The organism is Rhizobium redzepovicii (assembly GCF_019793435.1).
Taxonomy (GTDB): domain Bacteria; phylum Pseudomonadota; class Alphaproteobacteria; order Rhizobiales; family Rhizobiaceae; genus Rhizobium; species Rhizobium redzepovicii.
Genome location: NZ_JAILYH010000001.1, coordinates 70,391 through 87,460 on the forward strand (window position 1 = coordinate 70,391; position 17,070 = coordinate 87,460).

At 61.5% G+C, this 17,070-nt stretch carries 14 protein-coding genes and 1 pseudogene; 3 read left to right on the forward strand and 12 right to left on the reverse strand.

The window, feature by feature from the left end; all coding sequences use genetic code 11:
* Positions 1 to 35: 35 nt before the first annotated feature.
* From aspA to K6N12_RS00355, 5 genes and pseudogenes are all read right to left on the reverse strand, one after another.
* Complete coding sequence (gene aspA / locus K6N12_RS00335) at positions 36 to 1,463, reverse strand: aspartate ammonia-lyase (protein WP_222148550.1); 1,428 nt, start codon at positions 1,461 to 1,463, stop codon at positions 36 to 38.
* A 99-nt stretch (positions 1,464 to 1,562) separates the two neighbouring features.
* A pseudogene (locus K6N12_RS00340) lies at positions 1,563 to 2,676 on the reverse strand (asparaginase).
* 59 nt (positions 2,677 to 2,735) lie between these two features.
* Entirely contained in the window at positions 2,736 to 4,205 is a 1,470-nt protein-coding gene (locus K6N12_RS00345) for an amino acid permease (protein ID WP_222134787.1), read from the reverse strand.
* Positions 4,206 to 4,428: 223 nt separating this feature from the next.
* The gene (locus K6N12_RS00350) at positions 4,429 to 5,136 is read right to left on the reverse strand and encodes a FadR/GntR family transcriptional regulator (RefSeq protein WP_222134786.1); all 708 of its coding nucleotides are present in this window, start codon (positions 5,134 to 5,136) and stop codon (positions 4,429 to 4,431) included.
* A gap of 60 nt (positions 5,137 to 5,196) precedes the next feature.
* On the reverse strand, positions 5,197 to 5,907 hold the full coding sequence (locus tag K6N12_RS00355; RefSeq protein WP_183854529.1) for a FadR/GntR family transcriptional regulator: 711 nt from the start codon (positions 5,905 to 5,907) through the stop codon (positions 5,197 to 5,199).
* Between the two features lie 598 nt (positions 5,908 to 6,505).
* Between K6N12_RS00355 and K6N12_RS00360 the strand changes: the two genes are divergently transcribed.
* The 3 genes from K6N12_RS00360 to K6N12_RS00370 all read left to right on the forward strand — a co-directional run bounded on the left by K6N12_RS00360 (position 6,506) and on the right by K6N12_RS00370 (position 8,864).
* Entirely contained in the window at positions 6,506 to 6,886 is a 381-nt protein-coding gene (locus K6N12_RS00360; protein ID WP_246645351.1) for a hypothetical protein, read from the forward strand.
* A gap of 1,217 nt (positions 6,887 to 8,103) precedes the next feature.
* The gene (locus K6N12_RS00365; RefSeq protein WP_097629006.1) at positions 8,104 to 8,424 is read left to right on the forward strand and encodes a hypothetical protein; all 321 of its coding nucleotides are present in this window, start codon (positions 8,104 to 8,106) and stop codon (positions 8,422 to 8,424) included.
* Between the two features lie 149 nt (positions 8,425 to 8,573).
* The gene (locus tag K6N12_RS00370; RefSeq protein WP_097629070.1) at positions 8,574 to 8,864 is read left to right on the forward strand and encodes a ribbon-helix-helix protein, CopG family; all 291 of its coding nucleotides are present in this window, start codon (positions 8,574 to 8,576) and stop codon (positions 8,862 to 8,864) included.
* A gap of 193 nt (positions 8,865 to 9,057) precedes the next feature.
* On the opposite strand, the gene K6N12_RS00375 is transcribed toward K6N12_RS00370, so the two are convergent.
* The 7 genes from K6N12_RS00375 to K6N12_RS00405 form a co-directional block, all read right to left on the reverse strand.
* Positions 9,058 to 9,879: a bifunctional allantoicase/(S)-ureidoglycine aminohydrolase gene (locus K6N12_RS00375; RefSeq protein ID WP_097629005.1), complete on the reverse strand. Its 822-nt coding sequence runs from the start codon at positions 9,877 to 9,879 to the stop codon at positions 9,058 to 9,060.
* A 79-nt stretch (positions 9,880 to 9,958) separates the two neighbouring features.
* Positions 9,959 to 11,794 carry an ABC transporter ATP-binding protein gene (locus K6N12_RS00380; protein ID WP_183778140.1) on the reverse strand — a complete coding sequence of 612 codons (1,836 nt, stop codon included), beginning with the start codon at positions 11,792 to 11,794 and terminating at the stop codon, positions 9,959 to 9,961.
* Positions 11,795 to 11,815: 21 nt separating this feature from the next.
* The gene (locus K6N12_RS00385; protein WP_097629003.1) at positions 11,816 to 13,012 is read right to left on the reverse strand and encodes an aminotransferase class V-fold PLP-dependent enzyme; all 1,197 of its coding nucleotides are present in this window, start codon (positions 13,010 to 13,012) and stop codon (positions 11,816 to 11,818) included.
* A gap of 69 nt (positions 13,013 to 13,081) precedes the next feature.
* Positions 13,082 to 13,594, reverse strand: a complete 513-nt coding sequence (locus K6N12_RS00390) for a RidA family protein (protein WP_041672209.1) — start codon at positions 13,592 to 13,594, stop codon at positions 13,082 to 13,084.
* 48 nt (positions 13,595 to 13,642) lie between these two features.
* The gene (locus tag K6N12_RS00395; RefSeq protein WP_097629002.1) at positions 13,643 to 14,512 is read right to left on the reverse strand and encodes an ABC transporter permease; all 870 of its coding nucleotides are present in this window, start codon (positions 14,510 to 14,512) and stop codon (positions 13,643 to 13,645) included.
* Positions 14,512 to 15,453, reverse strand: a complete 942-nt coding sequence (locus tag K6N12_RS00400) for an ABC transporter permease (protein WP_165503881.1) — start codon at positions 15,451 to 15,453, stop codon at positions 14,512 to 14,514. Before K6N12_RS00400 ends, K6N12_RS00395 begins: the two co-directional genes overlap by 1 nt.
* 81 nt (positions 15,454 to 15,534) lie before the next feature.
* Positions 15,535 to 17,061, reverse strand: coding sequence for an ABC transporter substrate-binding protein (locus tag K6N12_RS00405; RefSeq protein WP_097629001.1), 1,527 nt, complete (start codon positions 17,059 to 17,061; stop codon positions 15,535 to 15,537).
* Positions 17,062 to 17,070 lie beyond the last annotated feature (9 nt).

Consider the following 17,070-nt stretch of genomic DNA (forward strand, 5'->3'; position numbering starts at 1 on the left):
TGAGTGTCGCCCGGAAGCAAAATGCGCCACATGCCTTACGAGAAGGACAGCTTCTCGCTTGGCCGGGTCAGCGTTTCCGGGCGCAGCACCGCATCGAGGTGCTCCTTCTGCATCAGGCCGCGTTCGAGAAGGATTTCGTAGACCCCCCGTCCGGAATGATGCGCTTCGAGCGCAACCTCCGTGGCGTTGCGGTAGCCGATATAGGGGTTGAGCGCGGTCACGATGCCGATCGATTGCTCGACCGTCTGCCGCAACCGGTCGCGGTTGGCGGTGATGCCGCAAATGCAATTTGCTTCGAGCGTCAGGCAGGCATTGGTCAGGTGGCTCAGGCTGCGATAGAGGCTGTAGAAGATCACCGGCTCGAACGCGTTCAGTTGCAGTTGGCCGGCCTCGGCGGCCATGGTGATCGTCACGTCATTGCCGATCACTTCGAAAGCGACCTGGTTGACCACCTCCGGGATGACAGGGTTCACCTTGCCGGGCATGATCGAGGAGCCGGCCTGGCGTGCAGGCAGGTTGATCTCGTTGAAGCCGGCGCGCGGCCCCGAGGATAGAAGCCGCAGATCGTTGCAGGTCTTGGACAGCTTGACCGCCACGCGCTTCAGAACACCCGAAAGCTGCACGAAGGATCCGCAATCCTGTGTCGCCTCCACCAGGTCAGGTGACGTAACCAGATCGACGCCGACGATTTCGGACAGGCGCTCGCGCACCAACGCCGCATAGTGAGGATGCGCGGTGATGCCGGTGCCGATCGCGGTGGCGCCGAGATTGATTTCACGGATCAGCGAGACCGCCTCGGAAAGCCGGGCCTCGTCTTCCGCCAGCATCAGCGCGTAAGTTCCGAATTCCTGACCGAGCGTCATCGGCACAGCGTCCTGCAATTGCGTGCGCCCCATCTTGAGGACGTCGGCGAACTCGACCGCCTTGGCTTCGAAGGCCCGGCGCAGGATCGCCATGGCGTCGACCAGACGATGAACGCCGATCCATGCGGCAAGCTTCAGCGCCGTCGGATAGACGTCGTTGGTGGATTGCGAGAGATTGACGTGTTCGTTCGGATGCAGGTGCTGGTACTCGCCGCGGCGATGCCCGAGGATTTCCAGCGCCCGGTTGGCAATCACCTCGTTGGCGTTCATGTTGGTCGAGGTTCCCGCCCCGCCCTGGATCAGATCGACGACGAAATGGTCGTGCAGCGCCCCGTCGCGGATTTCGATGCAGGCTGCAATGATGGCGTCGGCCCGCTCCTGATCCAGAAGGCTGAGGCTAACATTGGCCTCAGCCGCCGCCTGCTTGATCGCCGCCAGCGATGCGATCAGATCCGCCGATTCCTTCAGCGTCTGACCGGTAATCGGAAAATTCTCAACCGCACGCAACGTATGCACGCCGTAATAGGCCGCGGCAGGCACGTCGCGATCGCCGATCAGGTCGTGCTCAACACGGATAGCAGTCATATCGGATGTGGTCATGGCAGGAACTTTCGAGTGGGGCGCCGCCGGCACGCATTGCGGCGGCGGCTGAAGACGAGAATGGCTGGTGACGCGGCAGAATAGCCGCGTCCGCAGGCGTCATCGGGTCGGGGCGGCAAGACGAGGATCCTCCCCCTCCGCCTCCGATCCGCGCATCTTGAACGGAAAAGAGACGCCGCCTGTCGTGACACCCATCGTGTTCACACGCTGGGGATGATGGAACGGCGCGAGTTGGCTGCGGATATCAGCCGAACCGATGCCGAGCCGCTCGAGGAGCTCCGTCACGACGGCGTAAAGGATTTCGAGATTGCCGTCCTCGATCTTGACCGAGATGCCGAGCGCACCGTCCGTTCCCAATCGCCGGGTTGCATCCGAAGCCCGCACGCCGATCGCATAGCTGGCATCGGCCCCGAGCTTGCCGATGAGGGCGCCGTTGAATGCGCGCATCAGCAGCGTGCAGTAGCGTCCCTCGCCCGCGACCATGTCAGGATAGCGCACCATCGCATGGAAGATGCGGGCCAGCGCCGCACCCCGCGCCGACAGCCCCTCACCCGACCCGTCCCCGTCCGCCGCCGAAGCAAGCTTGGCATAAATGCGGGCCAGGCGGTCCAGAGGAAAAGCGGGAGTCGGAAGATTGCATCCGTCGATCCCCCATTCGACATCCCGGACGTCTAGATCGCAGAGTTCGGCGACGGTGCGCTTGACCCTTCCCTGCATCGGATGATCCGGCAAGTGGTAGCCTTCCATGCCCGCGCCGATCGCCCGGGCGCCGGCAAGCATGCCCACATGCTTGCCCGAGCAATTGCTGCAGACGCCCGTCGGGACAAAGTCCTCCTTGATCCATGAGCGGTTGACCGTTTCCGACAGTGAAGGATGACCGCCGCAGCGAAGGTCGGCCTCCTCGGCCTTGATCTTCGACAGCATGGCTCGCGCGCGCGATATGCCGCCCTTCGCTGCTGTGGGACGCGCACATCAGCGCAATATCCGCATCATCGAAGCCGAAACGCTCGACCCCCTCCGTCTCCAGGATGGCAAGCGCCTGGACCGGCTTAGCGGCGGAGCGGGCAAGCGTTATGCGCGCCGGATTTCCCAGCGCGTAAAGCAGCCTGCCCGTTGCATCGACGACAGCCGCGTGGACGCGATGGCTGTTCTCGACGATGCCGCCACGATCGGCGACGACGAAATCCTCACTCGGGGTCATGTCTCTCTCCATTCATGCCGCACCCCGGCGGTAATATGCACCGCCGGGCAAGCTTGGATTGTCGATCGGTGTCAGGCGAGATCAAAACCGCCGCGGTCCTCGCCCTGTTCGGCGGCGAGCATGTAAATGCGCTCACGCATCAGCAGCCAGCCGACGACCAGCGCCGGAATGATCAGCGCCAGAGAAGCGACCGTGTAGGTTCCGACCGGATAGTCGAGCGCCATGAGGATCACGACGACCGCAAGGAAGCCCAGGGTCAGCAGGCCAGTATAGGGCGCGCCGAACATCCGGAATTCGGGCCGCGCCAACTTGCCTTGCCGCGACAGTTGCCACAGCTTGAGCTGGCACAGCACGATCACGCCCCATGCGGCGATGATGCCGAGGGCGGCGACATTCAGGCCGATCTCGAAGGCCTCTGCCGGAACGACGGCGTTCAGCACGACGCCGAAGGCGGTCACGACAGCCGTCACCGCAATGCCGACATAGGGCACGCCGGATCGGTTCATCTTCGCCAGCGCCGCCGGCGCCGAGCCGGAAATCGCCATGGAATGCAGGATGCGGCCTGTGGAATAGAGGCCGGCATTGAGCGACGACAGGACGGCCGTCAGCACGACCAGGTTCATGACGACGTCGGCGCCCTGGATGCCGATCTTGCCGAAGAAGGTCACGAACGGGCTCTCGCCGCCCTTATAGGCGGTATAAGGCAGCAACAGCGACAGCAGCAGAACCGAGCCGACATAGAAGACCACCAGGCGCAGCACGACCGTGCGGATCGCCCGCGGCATGACCTTGCGGGCATTTTCGGTTTCACCGGCGGCGGTGCCGATCAGCTCGATCGAGGCATAGGCGAACACCACGCCCTGGATCACCACCAGTGCCGGCAGGACGCTGTTCGGGAACATGCCGCCGAAATCGGTGATCGTGCTGAGACCCGGAACATGGCCGTCGATCGGCGTGCCGGTGACGACGAAGTAGACGCCGACGATCAGGAAGACGACCAGGGCGAGGACCTTGACGAGGCTGAACCAGAATTCCAGTTCACCGAAGACCTTCACCGACAGAAGGTTCATCGAGAGGACGAGGACCAGCGCCACCAACGCAAACACCCACTGATCGATCATCGCGATCCAGGGGACATAGGCCTTGAAGAAATTCATGTAGAGGGCGACCGCAGTGACGTCGGCGACCGCCGTCATCGCCCAGGTCAGCCAATACATCCAGCCAACCGCGAAGGCGAGCTTTTCACCGTAAAATTCGCGGGCATAAGAGACGAACGAGCCCGAGGTCGGGCGATGGACGATCAGTTCGCCGAGAGCCCTCAGAACGAGAAAGGCGAAAAGGCCGCACAAGGCATAGACCAGCACAAGTGCCGGACCGGCAGCGGCAAGCCGGCCGCCGGCGCCGAGAAACAACCCCGTGCCAATGGCGCCACCGATGGCGATCATCTGGATCTGTCGCGGCTTCAGCGCCTTGTGGTAGCCGAGATCCTCCTCGGCAAAGACCTGGCGATCCGCCTCACTTCTATTTTGCATGACTGTCATTTCTCCTCCCTCCATGGGTTCGGCAACCTCCCGGCCGCCCCTCCGTGCAGACCTAGAAAGATGTTAATCTGCTATGCGGTCTGACAGGTTTGGCGATTTAAGGAAAAACCACCCTGCAGTCAAGGATTTTCACTCTGCTATTTGTGGATGCGTCACCGCCGGCCTGTGGAAAGCCAGCGTCTGGCGACTGAACAACGTCGCTTCCTTGCGCTGGGCGACAAACTTAGCGCGGCGCGGCGCCGATGATGCGGCTGACAGCCGCCTCGACCTTCCTGAGATGAATTTCCATTGCCGTCTGGGCCTCGGCCTCCGACCCTATCCGAATGGCTTCGACGATGGCGCGATGCTCTTCATTCGATTCCTGACGGCGTGGCCCCAAGGCGGTCAGCAGCCCGGATTGCTGCGCCATCGCCTCGCGGACGTCATCGACGATGTCGCGAAAGACGGCATTCTTTGACGCCTCGGCGATCAGCCCGTGAAAATCCGAATCCAGCCGCACCCAGGCCTCGGTATCTTCTTCCCGCTCCATCCGGCCGCAAAGGAGAAGCAGCCGGGACAGCTCGTCATCGCTTCGGCGCAGCGCTGCCCAGCCGGCAGCGGATACTTCGACGAAGGGCCGCGCCTCCACCAGATCACGCGCCGAATAATCGCCGTAACGGATATCTCGGCCACCGCCAGCCGCGAGCACATAGGTTCCGCTTCCCGTTCGCGTCTCCGTCAGCCCCAAAATCTGTAGCGAGCGCAGCGCTTCCCGCACGATCGGACGGCTGACACCGTATTTCGTCGCAAGCTTGGCTTCCGACGGCAGCTTGGAACCGGCGGCAAAACGGCCGGATAGAATGAGATTGCGCAGTTCCTCGAACACCAGTTCCGAGGCGCTTTTTCGACTGAGGATCGCGGAGTCGGATAGCCAGTCTTCTAGATCGTTCATCGCTTTGTCTTCGATCGGCAGAGCCCCGGACGTCCGGGCGCGAAATTGAAAATCATGTCGTCAGCGGCGATTCTCTTCACCGGCAATGCCGATGATGGACCGCTTGACCTCCAGCAGGTGCTCGGCCATGGCTGCCCGCGCATCCCCCTCGCTGCCTGCGGTTACGGCCTGGAGAATGCGGCGGTGCTCGGCGTTGGAGGCTTTACGCCGGCCGCGAACATGCTCCACCAGTTCCGATTGCGTCGAAAGCGCCCCGCGGACATCGGCAACGACCTTCCCGAAGATCGCATTGCCGGAGGCTTCGGCGATCCCTCCGTGAAACTCAGCGTCCATCCGCACCCATATCTGGACGTCCTCCTCCACGTCCATCCGGTCGCACAAGGATGTGAGCGATGCGAGCTGCTCGTTCGAGCGCCGCAATGCGGCCCAGCCCGCAGCCGGGATCTCGATACAGGGGCGCGCCTCCATGAGATCGCGGGCGGAATAAGCGCCGCCGCCGAGCTGCCGCGCCGGGCTTTCCGAAACGACGAAGGTGCCCCGCCCGGTTCTGGTCTGTGTGAAGCCCAGCGTCTGCAGCGAGCGGAGCGCTTCACGTACGATCGCCCGGCTGATGCCGTAACGTTCGGCGAGTTGCACCTCCGCGGGAAGACGGGTTCCGAGCGCCAGTTTCCGACTAACAATCGCCGTGCGGAGATCTTCGAAGACCGCCTCGGCAGCGTTTCTTCGGCTTATCTCTTTCTTCGCCGACAACCATGAATCCATATCCTGCATCGAAGGACGATGCGGGCATTCGAAAGAGCTGTCAAGCAACCGGACAAGTGCGCGGAAAAGGCGCTGTCAGCATCTCGGCGCGGTACGCGAAGTTGCGGTTGATGGCCTTTTAGAGCAGATAGCGGAAGCGCTCTGGCGTGGCAGACCATGCATTTATCGGAAAGGCTTCTGCGTCGCATTCGTCGCCGCCAAGAGATCAGCGAGCCGTCAACTCGATTCGGACACGCTGCGCAAGCGGTTCCCCTCAGCAATCGAGGGCAGAAGCTATAGGTCGCGACGCCACGGTAGGCAAGCCACGACAGGCCCTCGATCGGCTCCTCATCCTGCGCGCTCGTGTAATCGCCTGCGGGTGCATTTCACCGACAGATCGGGAATTCTACAAATACTTTATCGGGACCAATTTCCGGGCGTAAATATTTTTATAATTTTATAATGGTGACCGAAAAGACATTCAGGTAAAATACTTGATCAATAAAACCATTTCGACATTTTATTGTGTTATTCTAAAAGCATGACCTCTTGGAAGTTCCATAGATCGGTTTTTACAACGAAATACACACCGACTTCACCGGCCATGCTAGACAAGCAGGAGGCCAGCATGGTGGCCTCGCGAATTCACAATAAAAAAAGGAGGCAGCAAATGTCGAGGCATAACAACGCCAAACCCTTTATCGCCAGTGACCGCCGCGACTTTGGCGCCAACGGCAGGCGCCCGCACGGCAATCCCTCCGCAAAGGAATTGATCGCCCATGCCGTCGCCGCACGCACCGACCTCGCCGCGCAACCTGAGGAAGCGCGCGCATCTGACGAACTCCGTCAAGCAAAGAAGCCGCGGCATCATTTCACAAAACGTCGAAACGCTGAGACCGAAGATATGAGTCTGGCTGTCCGGGAACTTCCCACAATGGGTGAACTCAAGCAGGCGCGGAGCGATCACAGCATGAAGATCGCCACTCGGGAAGCTGAGAGGCGTGCCTAGGCGGGTGGCTCAGCGCTCTAATCGGATCGAAGTCTGGATCAGATCTTGGTGGAAGCAGTGGTTGCGCAAGTGCTCTATCAACTTGAGCAAGACCAGACCGGCAGGCTCGCCTCGCGCCAGCATTCTATCGATCGGGCCCTGCTGAATGCAGATCATCTGCCGGTCGACAATCACTGCCAGCGCGAGTTCCAGGTCCTTCGGGGAATTGGTCGTAAGACAGCGACTTCGTATTCAGGGCTTCCATCCCGGCGAGCTTCACCGTCATCATTATAATTTTTAAGGGATGGTTATGGTAGTAATCATCACAACTGAAACTGCTGCGAAACGCGACGAGAATTGGCGACTGCTGTCCATCCTCAAGCGAGCGGACTACGCGACGACAGATCTCGTTGCTTCGGAAAATGGCGACCGTCGCGAAGGGGTGATGGTAGTCCGGCGCATCAGGGCAGCGACGATCTGGGTGCCCGCCTACCCCTCTTAGAGGCGGCGGAAGATGGGCGCCGATCCTGAGGCTTTGGCATCATGGGAAAACGAAGGGAGCGCAACCTGAGCCGGACGCCCCTGCGGAAAGAACTTGATGACCCCGTGAGGCGATTGAGCGAGGAATGCCGAACCATCGTCGTGTTCGCTGATATGGAGATGCCGCGCCATGGTTATCCTGCAGCGACCATGCCAATTACAGGCGCGATTGCCGGCATGCTGTCGGGTGATAGCACCATTGCTCCGGCTTGAGTAAAGGCTGACGGAATCTTCCTTGCACCGAGTTCATTCGGAGGCCGGGCGGCACACATGTGGTAAGTGGCCCTATTGCGCGGACCAACATGATTAAATGAAAGAGATCTCGCCGCCCATCCTTCGAAATACGCGTCAGACCGGATGACGCGGCAGAAAAGATCCAGATATGCGCGAGAGATGAGATGGCTTCGAACGCAATTCAGGACGTGATCGAGAGCGCGTTGCGTCCTGCAGGCCTGAAGAAGGACGGCAAACAGAGCGGAAACCGACCGCTAGTCACGTAGAATCAGGAGATTTATAAGTATTTTTAAATGTCCGCGGCGCATTGCAAAGCACAATCTTGATCGCTTTCCGTTCATCCCAAATATTTAATTTGCCAGCCGCATTGATTAGGCGCAGGATAGATCTTCAGTAGCTTTTTACCCGGGCGCTACTGCGTGGAGGCTGACGGTTCCCTTCGCCCCAAAATTAAGGAGGGCAGCATGTCTTCCAATCTCCACATGTCTGTTCGGACCTCTGACATGGCTATATTGCAGGGCGTACTCGACAACGCAGGATACGATTGCACAAGTAGCCTCGAAGATCCCAAATGTTACAACATCGCCGTCAAATTGCTGTTCAAGCTTTACAATGATGGAATGACCTCGCCCGCCGCCCTTACTATCGAACTCAGCCGGCACTTTGGAAAAGCACCACTGTCCTCGAAATCCTCCGCGGAGTTCGAAAAGAATCGCAAACTGATACAAGGAATCGGACCAGTCGTTGTGGTCAGTCGCCTACCGGCGCCTGAGCAGACTCGTTAAGTTACTTCTCGCAAACCTCATCCAGTCTCGGTCATCTTTCGACAGTCGCTTTATCAAGCGCGCGATTTCCGACAGATTCCGCTCTCCAAAGAGACAGGCGGCACCTTTAGCGCATGCGGTTGGTGAGGAACGTAGGGAAGCGCACAATGATGACATCGTCCGACGCCGCCACGCTTCTCCAGGATGCAGCGGACCGGATCGCGGACATCCCGCGTTCTGATCTGCAGATTATGCTTCGGCGAGCGGCACTCCGGCTGCGCAATGCGACGACTGTTTCTATGGAAGACGATGTTGATGAAGTCTTGCGGGACCTCGCCGGCGAACTCGGGCAAACACGGGAAGACGTGATGAGATACATCATCAGGGAGTGGATGGTAAAGAACAGCTTCCTGTCCGGGCATGTGCTGGACGAGGATGGCGAGTTGGGCGGATCGGCATAACCTTGCCACGTCTGAGCTCGACATGGAATCGCGACAGAGTTTCAGACGCCCTTTACACTAACTTATCAGATGTGTCGCGTCGGCGGCATGAAACGATAATCCCTGTAACTTCGTATTTGAACCGGCGTCCGCTTGGCCCCGAACACAAGGCTTTATCGTCGTTGCTTGCGGAACTAAGTTCCGGCGACCGACGCTACCAGAGCTTCACGTGCCGGTTGACGTCCTTGTAGAGCAGGTAGCGGAACCGGCCGGGGCCGCCGGCGTAGCAGGCCTGCGGGCAGAAGGCGCGCAGCCACATGAAATCGCCGGCCTCGACCTCGACCCAGTCCTGGTTGAGGCGATAGACCGCCTTGCCCTCGAGCACATAGAGCCCGTGCTCCATGACATGGGTTTCCATGAAGGGGATCACCGCGCCCGGCTCCAGCGTGACGATATTGACGTGCATGTCGTAGCGCACATCGGCCGGATCGATGAAGCGGGTCGTGCCCCAGCGGCCGTCGGTGTCGGGCATGGCCCGGATCGGATGGTCGTCCTCATGGGTGACGATCGCCGGCGGCGGCTCCAGCCCGTCGACCTCCTGAAAGGCCTTGCGGACCCAGTGGAAGATTACAGCAGCCGAGCCGTCATTCTTCAGACGCCAGGCCGAACCGGCGGGGATATAGACGAAGGAGCCGGCGCGCAGCGTATGGCTGACACCTTCGAGTTCCACCGTCATGCCGCCTTCGACGACGAAGAGCACCGCTTCGGCCCGCTTGTCCGGCTCCGGCCGGTCGCTTCCGCCACCCGGCTGAACCTCCATCACATATTGCGAGAAGGTCTCGGAGAAGCCGGAAAGCGGACGGGAGAGAACCCATGCCCGCGTTCCCGTCCAATGCGGCAGGAGGCTGGTGACGATATCGCTCATGACGCCGCGGGGGATGACCGCGTAAGCCGTGGTGAAAACGGCCCTGCCGGAAAGCAACTGGGTCTGCGGCGGCAAACCGCCGAGCTTCGAAAAATACTCTGTCTTGTCCATTGATGCGGCTTTCCGGGCAGATGTCTCTGCATCTGCTTTATGCGCCGCCGGCCGGTTAAGCAACTCCCAACGCCTTTCGTTACCGGTCGGCCATCACCAGATGGCCCGGCCCGACTTCACGATACAAGGTGGCCGGAGGCTGGTAGTCCACGGCACGCATCGGGCTCTTGATTTCGTCATTCGCCACCATGCGTTTTTCGTGGCGCCGATCGGGATCCGGCACGGGCACGGCGGCGATGAGCTTCTTGGTATAGGCATGCTGCGGATTTTCGAAGACGGCGGCGCGCGGGCCGATCTCGACGATCTCGCCGAGATACATCACCGCCACCCGGTGGCTGACGCGCTCGACCACCGCCATGTCGTGCGAGATGAACAGGAAGGCGAGGTTGAGGCTCTGCTGCAGGTCGAGCATCAGGTTGATGACCTGCGCCTTGATCGACACGTCGAGCGCCGACACGCTTTCATCGGCGACGATGACCTTCGGCTGCAGGGCAAGCGCCCGGGCGATGCAGATGCGCTGGCGCTGGCCGCCGGAAAATTCATGCGGATAACGCGCCGCCATGTCCGGGGAGAGCCCGACCTTGACCAGCAGATCGGCGACGACCTCCCTCGCCTCTCTTGCGCTGCCCATCCGGTGCTCGAGATAGGGCTCTGCGATCGCTGCACCCACCGTCATGCGCGGATTGAGGCTGGCGAACGGATCCTGGAAGATCATCTGCACGGATTTGCGCATCTCGCGCAGATCCTTCCTGTCGAGGCCGAGCACCTCCCTGCCCTCGACGAGAACGGAACCCGCCTGCGGCTCGATGAGACGCATGATGGCGCGGCCCGTCGTCGATTTACCGCAGCCGGACTCACCGACGAGCGACAGCGTCTCGCCGGCATGAAGATCGAAGGAGACGTTTTCGACCGCATGCACGCGGCTGGTCAGCCGGCCGAACAGGCCGGAATGGATATCGAAACGCTTGGTGAGGTTCTTCACCTGCAAGACCGGCGTCGCGGCGACGGTATCGGCGGCCTCAGCCGGTATGTCCGATTCGCCTGTCGCCGTATTGACCACGGGAAAACGCAGCGGCCGCCGGCGGCCCTGCATCGAGCCGAGCACCGGCACGGCCGACAGCAGCGCCCTGGTATAAGGGTGTTTGCCGCGGTGGAAAATATCGGCGGTGGCACCGCTTTCCACCTGTTCCCCGCGATACATCACCACCGTCCGATCGGCGATCTCGGCGACGACACCCATGTCATGGGTAATGAAGAGGACGGAGGTCCCCTCCTCTTCCTGCAGCATCTTGATGAGATCGAGGATCTGGCCCTGGATCGTCACGTCGAGGGCCGTCGTCGGCTCGTCGGCGATCAAGAGTTTCGGCCGGCTGGCGAGCGCCATGGCGATCATCACCCGCTGGCGCATGCCGCCGGAGAAACGATGCGGATATTCGTCGAAGCGCGAGGCGGCAGAGGGGATGCGGACTTTTTCCAGCAGCCTGATCGTCTCGGCCCTGGCATCGGTCCGGCTCATATCGGAATGGCAGAGCAGCGCTTCGGAAATCTGATCGCCAATGGTGAAGAGCGGATTGAGCGAGGTCATCGGCTCCTGGAAGATCATCGCCACCTCGTTGCCGCGCACCTGCCGCATGGCCTGTTCCGGCAAGGCCAGCAAGTCGCGCCCACCGAGCATGACGCGGCCTTCGATGCGGCTCATGTCCGGCTGCAGCAGCCGCATGATCGAGAGCGAGGTGACGCTCTTGCCCGAGCCGGATTCACCGACGATCGCCACGGTTTCACCGGGTGCGACGGTGAAGGAGACATCGCGCACCACCGGTTTCCAGGCGCCGTCGACCAGAAAGGACGTCGTCAGCCCCTCGACGGAAAGAACGGTGCTGGCTGAAGCGATCGATTGTGCTTGGACGCTGCCCATGTCAGTCGGTTCCTTTGCGGCTCAATCCGGCCAGCGCAGCACGCCGTCGAAGCGGTGCCGGCTGCGGTTTTCGATCGGGGTTGCGATGATCTCGTTGGAGGCGCGCGCCTTGTCGAGTTCCTCAGCCAGGCGGTTTGCAACGATGACATCCTGGCCCGGATGCAGGTTGCACGGGTCGAGATAGAAATAGCGGTGCTCCACCTCATGGTCGCGTACGATGATCGGCGGGTTGCCCCTCGCCAGCGCATCGGCCAGATCCCAGGCGGTGATATGGGCCTGCTCGGCATCGACGATAAGACGCAGCCGGTCGAGCGGATTGTTGGTCGGATCGGGCTCGATCAGCGCGGTGACGCCGGGACGGCCGTCGAGTGTGCGCTTCCACAGGGTGAGCGAGCCGGTCTCGCGCTCGCGGATGCCGGCATGATCGCGCTTTTCCCAGGCTTCGAGGGCCGCCATGACGCCGAAGATGCTCTCCTTGCCGACCTTCATGCCGCGGCCGATGCCCATGTTCTGCAGAAAGGCATGACGCACCAGCTCCTTCCGGCCGGCAACGATGCCCGAGGTCGGGCCGCCGAGGAACTTGTGGCCGGAGTAAAGGGCGATATCGGCCCCCTGCTCCAGGAAGATCTTCAGGTCATATTCCGAGGCCGCATCGACAATCACCGGCACGCCCCTGGCATGGGCGATCTCGACGAATTCCTTGAGGTTCAGCAGGCCGTAATCGACGACATGGTGGGAGACGACATAGACAGCAGCGGCGGTCTTTTCGGTGATCGCCTTTTCCATGTGGAAACGATGGGTCGATGTTGCCTGGCCCACCAGCACGACCTTGCCGCCGGCCAGCCGGATCGCCTGGTCGACGGGGGCGCCATAACTGACGACATGGCCCATCTGCACCAGCACTTCGTTTTTCTCGGGCACGACATCCGGCAGTTTCTCGATCGCCAGCAGATTGTCGCCGGTGATGGCGCCGGCGACGGCCAGCGAAATTCCGGCCGAGCAGGAGGCGGTGATGAAGCCGGCCTCGCCGCCGGTCAGCCGGGCGATGACGGCGCTTGCCTTGCGCTGCAGGTCGTTGATCTCGACGAAATGCGGCAGGATCGATGCCATCGCTTCGATCGCCTCCGGCACGACGATCGACGCGCCGAGGCTGGTCATCGTGCCGGATACGTTGATGACGGGGCGAAGGCCGAGCGAAGGTCTGATGTCATTGGGCATGAAGGTCTCCAGAAGTCTCAGTCGAGCAACGGGCCATGGTGGACGCTGCTCCGAATATGAAAGCTCTCGTCAGCCATTCAAGGCGACGATCGCCTCGATTTCAACGGTGATGTTGCCGGGCAGCGAGCCGAAGCCGACGGCCGAGCGGGCATGTTCGCCGGCCGCGCCGAAGACGGCAATCAGCAGATCCGAGCAGCCGTTGATGACACTCGGATGATCCTCGAACTCAGGCACGGCATTGACCATGCCGAGAAGCTTGACCACCCGCTTGACGCGGGAGAGATCGCCGAGCGCATCATGCATGACGGCGAGCAGATTGATGCCGGTCAGCCGTGCATGCCGGTAAGCCTCATCGACACCGACATTAGCGCCGACTTTGCCGGCGTGCAGGAAGCCGTCTGCCTCGCGCGGCCCCTGGCCGGAGAGGTAGAGCATATTGCCCTCCACCACATGCGTCACGAAATTGGCGATCGGCGGCGGCGGCGGCGGCAGCTTGATGCCGAGGGCGGCTAACCGTTGGTAAGGCGAATTCTCAACCTTGCCGGCGGCGTTGGGAAACTGATTCACGCAAACTCCTGTCATGCGAATTGGATTAGGCGAATTTCGATTGGCCGACGTCTGGCCAGCGGATTAAAGGTCCTTGCGAAGTCTTGGATCGAGCATGTCCCTGAGGCCGTCGCCGACCATCTGCAGCGACAGCACCGAGAGGATGATGGCGACACCGGGAAACAGCGTCATCCAGTCGGCCTGGCCGATATATTGGCGGCCGGCTGCAATCATCGTTCCCCAGGTCGGAATTTCCGGGCTGACACCGAGGCCGAGGAAAGACAGACCGGCTTCGGCAAGCATCGCGCTGGCGAAGAGGAACGTCGCCTGCACCAGGATCGGCGACAGCAGGTTGCGCAGCACGTGCCGGGTCATGATGTGGAAAGTGGAAATGCCGAGCGCCCTCGCCGCCTCGACATAAGGCAGCTCGCGGATGACGAGGGTCGAGGCGCGGACGATGCGGGCCAGACGCGGCGCATAGACGATCGACAGGGCGATGATCACAGTGGTCAAGGACGGGCCGAGCGCGGCGACGAGGGCGATCGCCAGCAGAATATCCGGGAATGCCATCATCGCATCGATCAGCCGGGCGATCGGCGTATCGAGCTTCTGGAAAAAGCCGGCAAGCAGGCCGAGCGTCACGCCGATCACCGCCGACAGGCTGACGACCGCAACGCCGACGAGCAGCGACAGGCGGCCGGCAAAGATCGTCCGCGAGAAGACGTCGCGGCCGAACTCGTCCGTGCCGAAGAAGAAGGTGCCGCTCGGCGGCTTCAGCCGGTTGACGATGGAAAGCTTGGAGGGCGAATAGGGCGAGACGACAGGCGCGAAGACCGCCAGCAGCACGAAGATCGCCAGGATCAACAGGCCGAAGGCCACCGTCTTGCGCTTGAGCAGACGGCGGACGAATTTGCTGCCGTCGCTCTCGGCTGATTTGATTGCGATATCGGCCATCAGTAGCGCACCCTCGGATCGACCAACAGATAGAGCATGTCGATCGCAAAATTGATCAGCACATAGAGGGCGGCGATGACGAGCAGCGCCCCCTGGATGACGGGGTAATCGCGCCGCAGCACCGCCGAGACGACGAGATTGCCGACACCCGGCAGGCCGAAAACGGTTTCGGTGACGACGGCGCCTGAGATCAGCACCGCCGCCGTCAGGCCGAGCACCGTCAGGATCGGGATCAGCGCATTCTTCAGCGCGTGCTTGAGGATGACCTTGCGCTCGACCAGCCCCTTGGCGCGCGCCGTGCGGATATAGTCGTCGCCTAGCACATCGAGCATCGAGGCGCGAGTGAAGCGCAGGATCAGCGCCGAGGAGACGATGCCGAGCGCAAAGGCCGGCAGTGTCAGGTGATACATTCGGTCCGCGAAGGTCGAGCCGGGGCCGCCATAGCCCGAGACCGGGAAGAGGTTGAGCCGGACGGCGAAGAACTGCATCAGGATGAGGCCGAGCCAGAAGCTCGGGATGCTGGCGGCAAACATCGCCAGCGTCGTTGCCGCCTGGTCGACGAAGGAGCCGCGCCGATAGGCGGCGTAGATGCCGATCGGCAAGGCGATGATGCTGGCGATGGCGAGCGAAAACAGCGTCAGGAAGAAGGTCGGCTCGGCGCGGTCGAGCAGAGCGGAGGTGACGGGCATGTTGAGGAAGATCGACTGGCCGAGATCACCCTTCAGCAGCTGGCCGATATAATAGAGATATTGCAGACTGAGGGATTGATCGAGGCCGAGCCGGGCGCGGAGATCGGCAACATCCTGCGGCGTCGCATCCGGCCCGAGCATGACGGCGGCCGGGTCGCCCGGCGTCACGCGCACGATGACGAAGACGATCGTGACGACGAGAAACATCACGACGATCATGCCAAAGAAGCGCTGGAGGATGTAGCGGATCATGAATGCTGGCCTTCAAGCCCTTGCAGATGCAGCAGAAAAAACCGGCGCCGAGCCCCGCAGGGCCGGCACCGGCGGCGATGCTTACTTCTTGATCGAAGCGTTCCAGAAATACGGCCACGGGGCCGGATCGACACCTTCAAGCTTGACCGACTTTGCCGCGACGGCGTTGAAATCGCCGATCTTCATGAAGGGCGCGTCTGTATAGATAGCCTTCTGGACATCGGCCCAGAGCGCCACGCGTTTCGTCGGGTCGACCTCGGAGGTGAAGGCATCGACGGCGGCCTTGCGGGCCGGCGTATCCCACCAGCCGGGCGAACTGGTCGAGAGCGAGCCGATCAGCGCCGGCTCCGGCAGGAAGGGGCTGTGGGTGATGTAGATATCCCAGAGCTTCGGATCGGTGCGGCGCTGCGTCAGCGTCGCCCAGTCCACCACCTGCATATCGACGGTGAAGCCGGCAAGCTTCAGATATTCGGCGGCGACCTGCGCCATCTTGTAGTGAAATTCGTACTGGCGGCTGGTCAGGATGCGGATCGGCTCGCCATTGTAGCCGGCCTTCTTGGCGGCAGCGGCAGCCCCTTCCGGATCGGCGACGTTATAGGCGCCTTCGACGCCGGCATCCGTCGACCAGGAAAAGGTCTTCGGATAGATGGCGCCGTCGAGCGCATAAAAGTCCTTGCTGCCGAAAGCCGCGGCCAGCATGTCTTCCATGCTGAGCGCCTGGCGGATCGCCTTGCGAACCTCGACATTCCCGGCAACACCCTCCTTCGTGTTGAAGACGAAGACCGGGTAGCCGAAGGGCTTCAACATGACCGGCTGCGAGGCGGTAGAGGCCTTCAGCTTGTCGTAGGATTCGACCGGGATCGAATCGACATAATCATACTGGCCGGAGATGGCGGCCTCGACGCGGGTGTTCGGGTCCGGCACCGGCACGAAGCGGATTTCATCGAGATATTGATGGCGGGCGCCGCCATAACCATTGCTGTCGCCTTCGCGGGACTTGTAGCCGTCGAAGCGGACGAGCTGGATATACTGGTCGGCCTTGCGCTCCTTCAGCATATAGGGGCCGGTGCCGATGAACTCCTTCATCGGCTCATCCTGCTTTTCGGCAGGGATGATGATCGCCGCCGAGTTGTTGAAGGCGAGCAGCGAGGTCAGTGGCGCATAGGGCTGCTTCAGCGTAATCGTCACGGTCGCAGGATCGGTCGCGGTGATCTTGTCGATGAAGCCGGCCACCTGTTTGCCGCGCGAAGCAATCTTCATCCAGCGGTTCAGCGAGGCGACGACATCGTCCGAGGTCATGTCGCTATTGTCGTGGAACTTGATGCCGGTCCTGAGCTTGATCGTATAGGTTTTGCCGTCGGCGCTGATCTCGGGCAGACTTTCCGCCAGCAGCGGCGTGACGTTCCAGCTCTTGTCGAACGTATAGAGCGTTTCGAAAATATGCTGCGTAACGATGCCGACGAGATCGGCCGTCGACGACATCGGATCGAGCGTCGGCGGCTCGCCGATCGTCGCGACATTGATGACGCCGCCCTTCTCCTCAGCAAGCAGGGTCGAAGGCAGGGCGACGAGCGCAGTGCCGAGCAGGAATGCGACAAGCGGTTTCATATGAGAGCT

What these genes read in the sequence shown, in the direction of transcription:
- K6N12_RS00355 (WP_183854529.1), bottom strand. Translation starts at nt 5,907, where the DNA reads ATGCAGGATATGGATTCATGGTTGTCGGCGAAGAAAGAGATAAGCCGA.
- K6N12_RS00365 (WP_097629006.1), top strand. Translation starts at nt 8,104, where the DNA reads ATGTCTTCCAATCTCCACATGTCTGTTCGGACCTCTGACATGGCTATA.
- aspA (WP_222148550.1), bottom strand. Translation starts at nt 1,463, where the DNA reads ATGACCACATCCGATATGACTGCTATCCGTGTTGAGCACGACCTGATC.
- K6N12_RS00350 (WP_222134786.1), bottom strand. Translation starts at nt 5,136, where the DNA reads ATGAACGATCTAGAAGACTGGCTATCCGACTCCGCGATCCTCAGTCGA.
- K6N12_RS00405 (WP_097629001.1), bottom strand. Translation starts at nt 17,061, where the DNA reads ATGAAACCGCTTGTCGCATTCCTGCTCGGCACTGCGCTCGTCGCCCTG.
- K6N12_RS00370 (WP_097629070.1), top strand. Translation starts at nt 8,574, where the DNA reads ATGACATCGTCCGACGCCGCCACGCTTCTCCAGGATGCAGCGGACCGG.
- K6N12_RS00395 (WP_097629002.1), bottom strand. Translation starts at nt 14,512, where the DNA reads ATGGCCGATATCGCAATCAAATCAGCCGAGAGCGACGGCAGCAAATTC.
- K6N12_RS00385 (WP_097629003.1), bottom strand. Translation starts at nt 13,012, where the DNA reads ATGCCCAATGACATCAGACCTTCGCTCGGCCTTCGCCCCGTCATCAAC.
- K6N12_RS00390 (WP_041672209.1), bottom strand. Translation starts at nt 13,594, where the DNA reads ATGACAGGAGTTTGCGTGAATCAGTTTCCCAACGCCGCCGGCAAGGTT.
- K6N12_RS00375 (WP_097629005.1), bottom strand. Translation starts at nt 9,879, where the DNA reads ATGGACAAGACAGAGTATTTTTCGAAGCTCGGCGGTTTGCCGCCGCAG.
- K6N12_RS00345 (WP_222134787.1), bottom strand. Translation starts at nt 4,205, where the DNA reads ATGACAGTCATGCAAAATAGAAGTGAGGCGGATCGCCAGGTCTTTGCC.
- K6N12_RS00380 (WP_183778140.1), bottom strand. Translation starts at nt 11,794, where the DNA reads ATGGGCAGCGTCCAAGCACAATCGATCGCTTCAGCCAGCACCGTTCTT.
- K6N12_RS00360 (WP_246645351.1), top strand. Translation starts at nt 6,506, where the DNA reads ATGGTGGCCTCGCGAATTCACAATAAAAAAAGGAGGCAGCAAATGTCG.
- K6N12_RS00400 (WP_165503881.1), bottom strand. Translation starts at nt 15,453, where the DNA reads ATGATCCGCTACATCCTCCAGCGCTTCTTTGGCATGATCGTCGTGATG.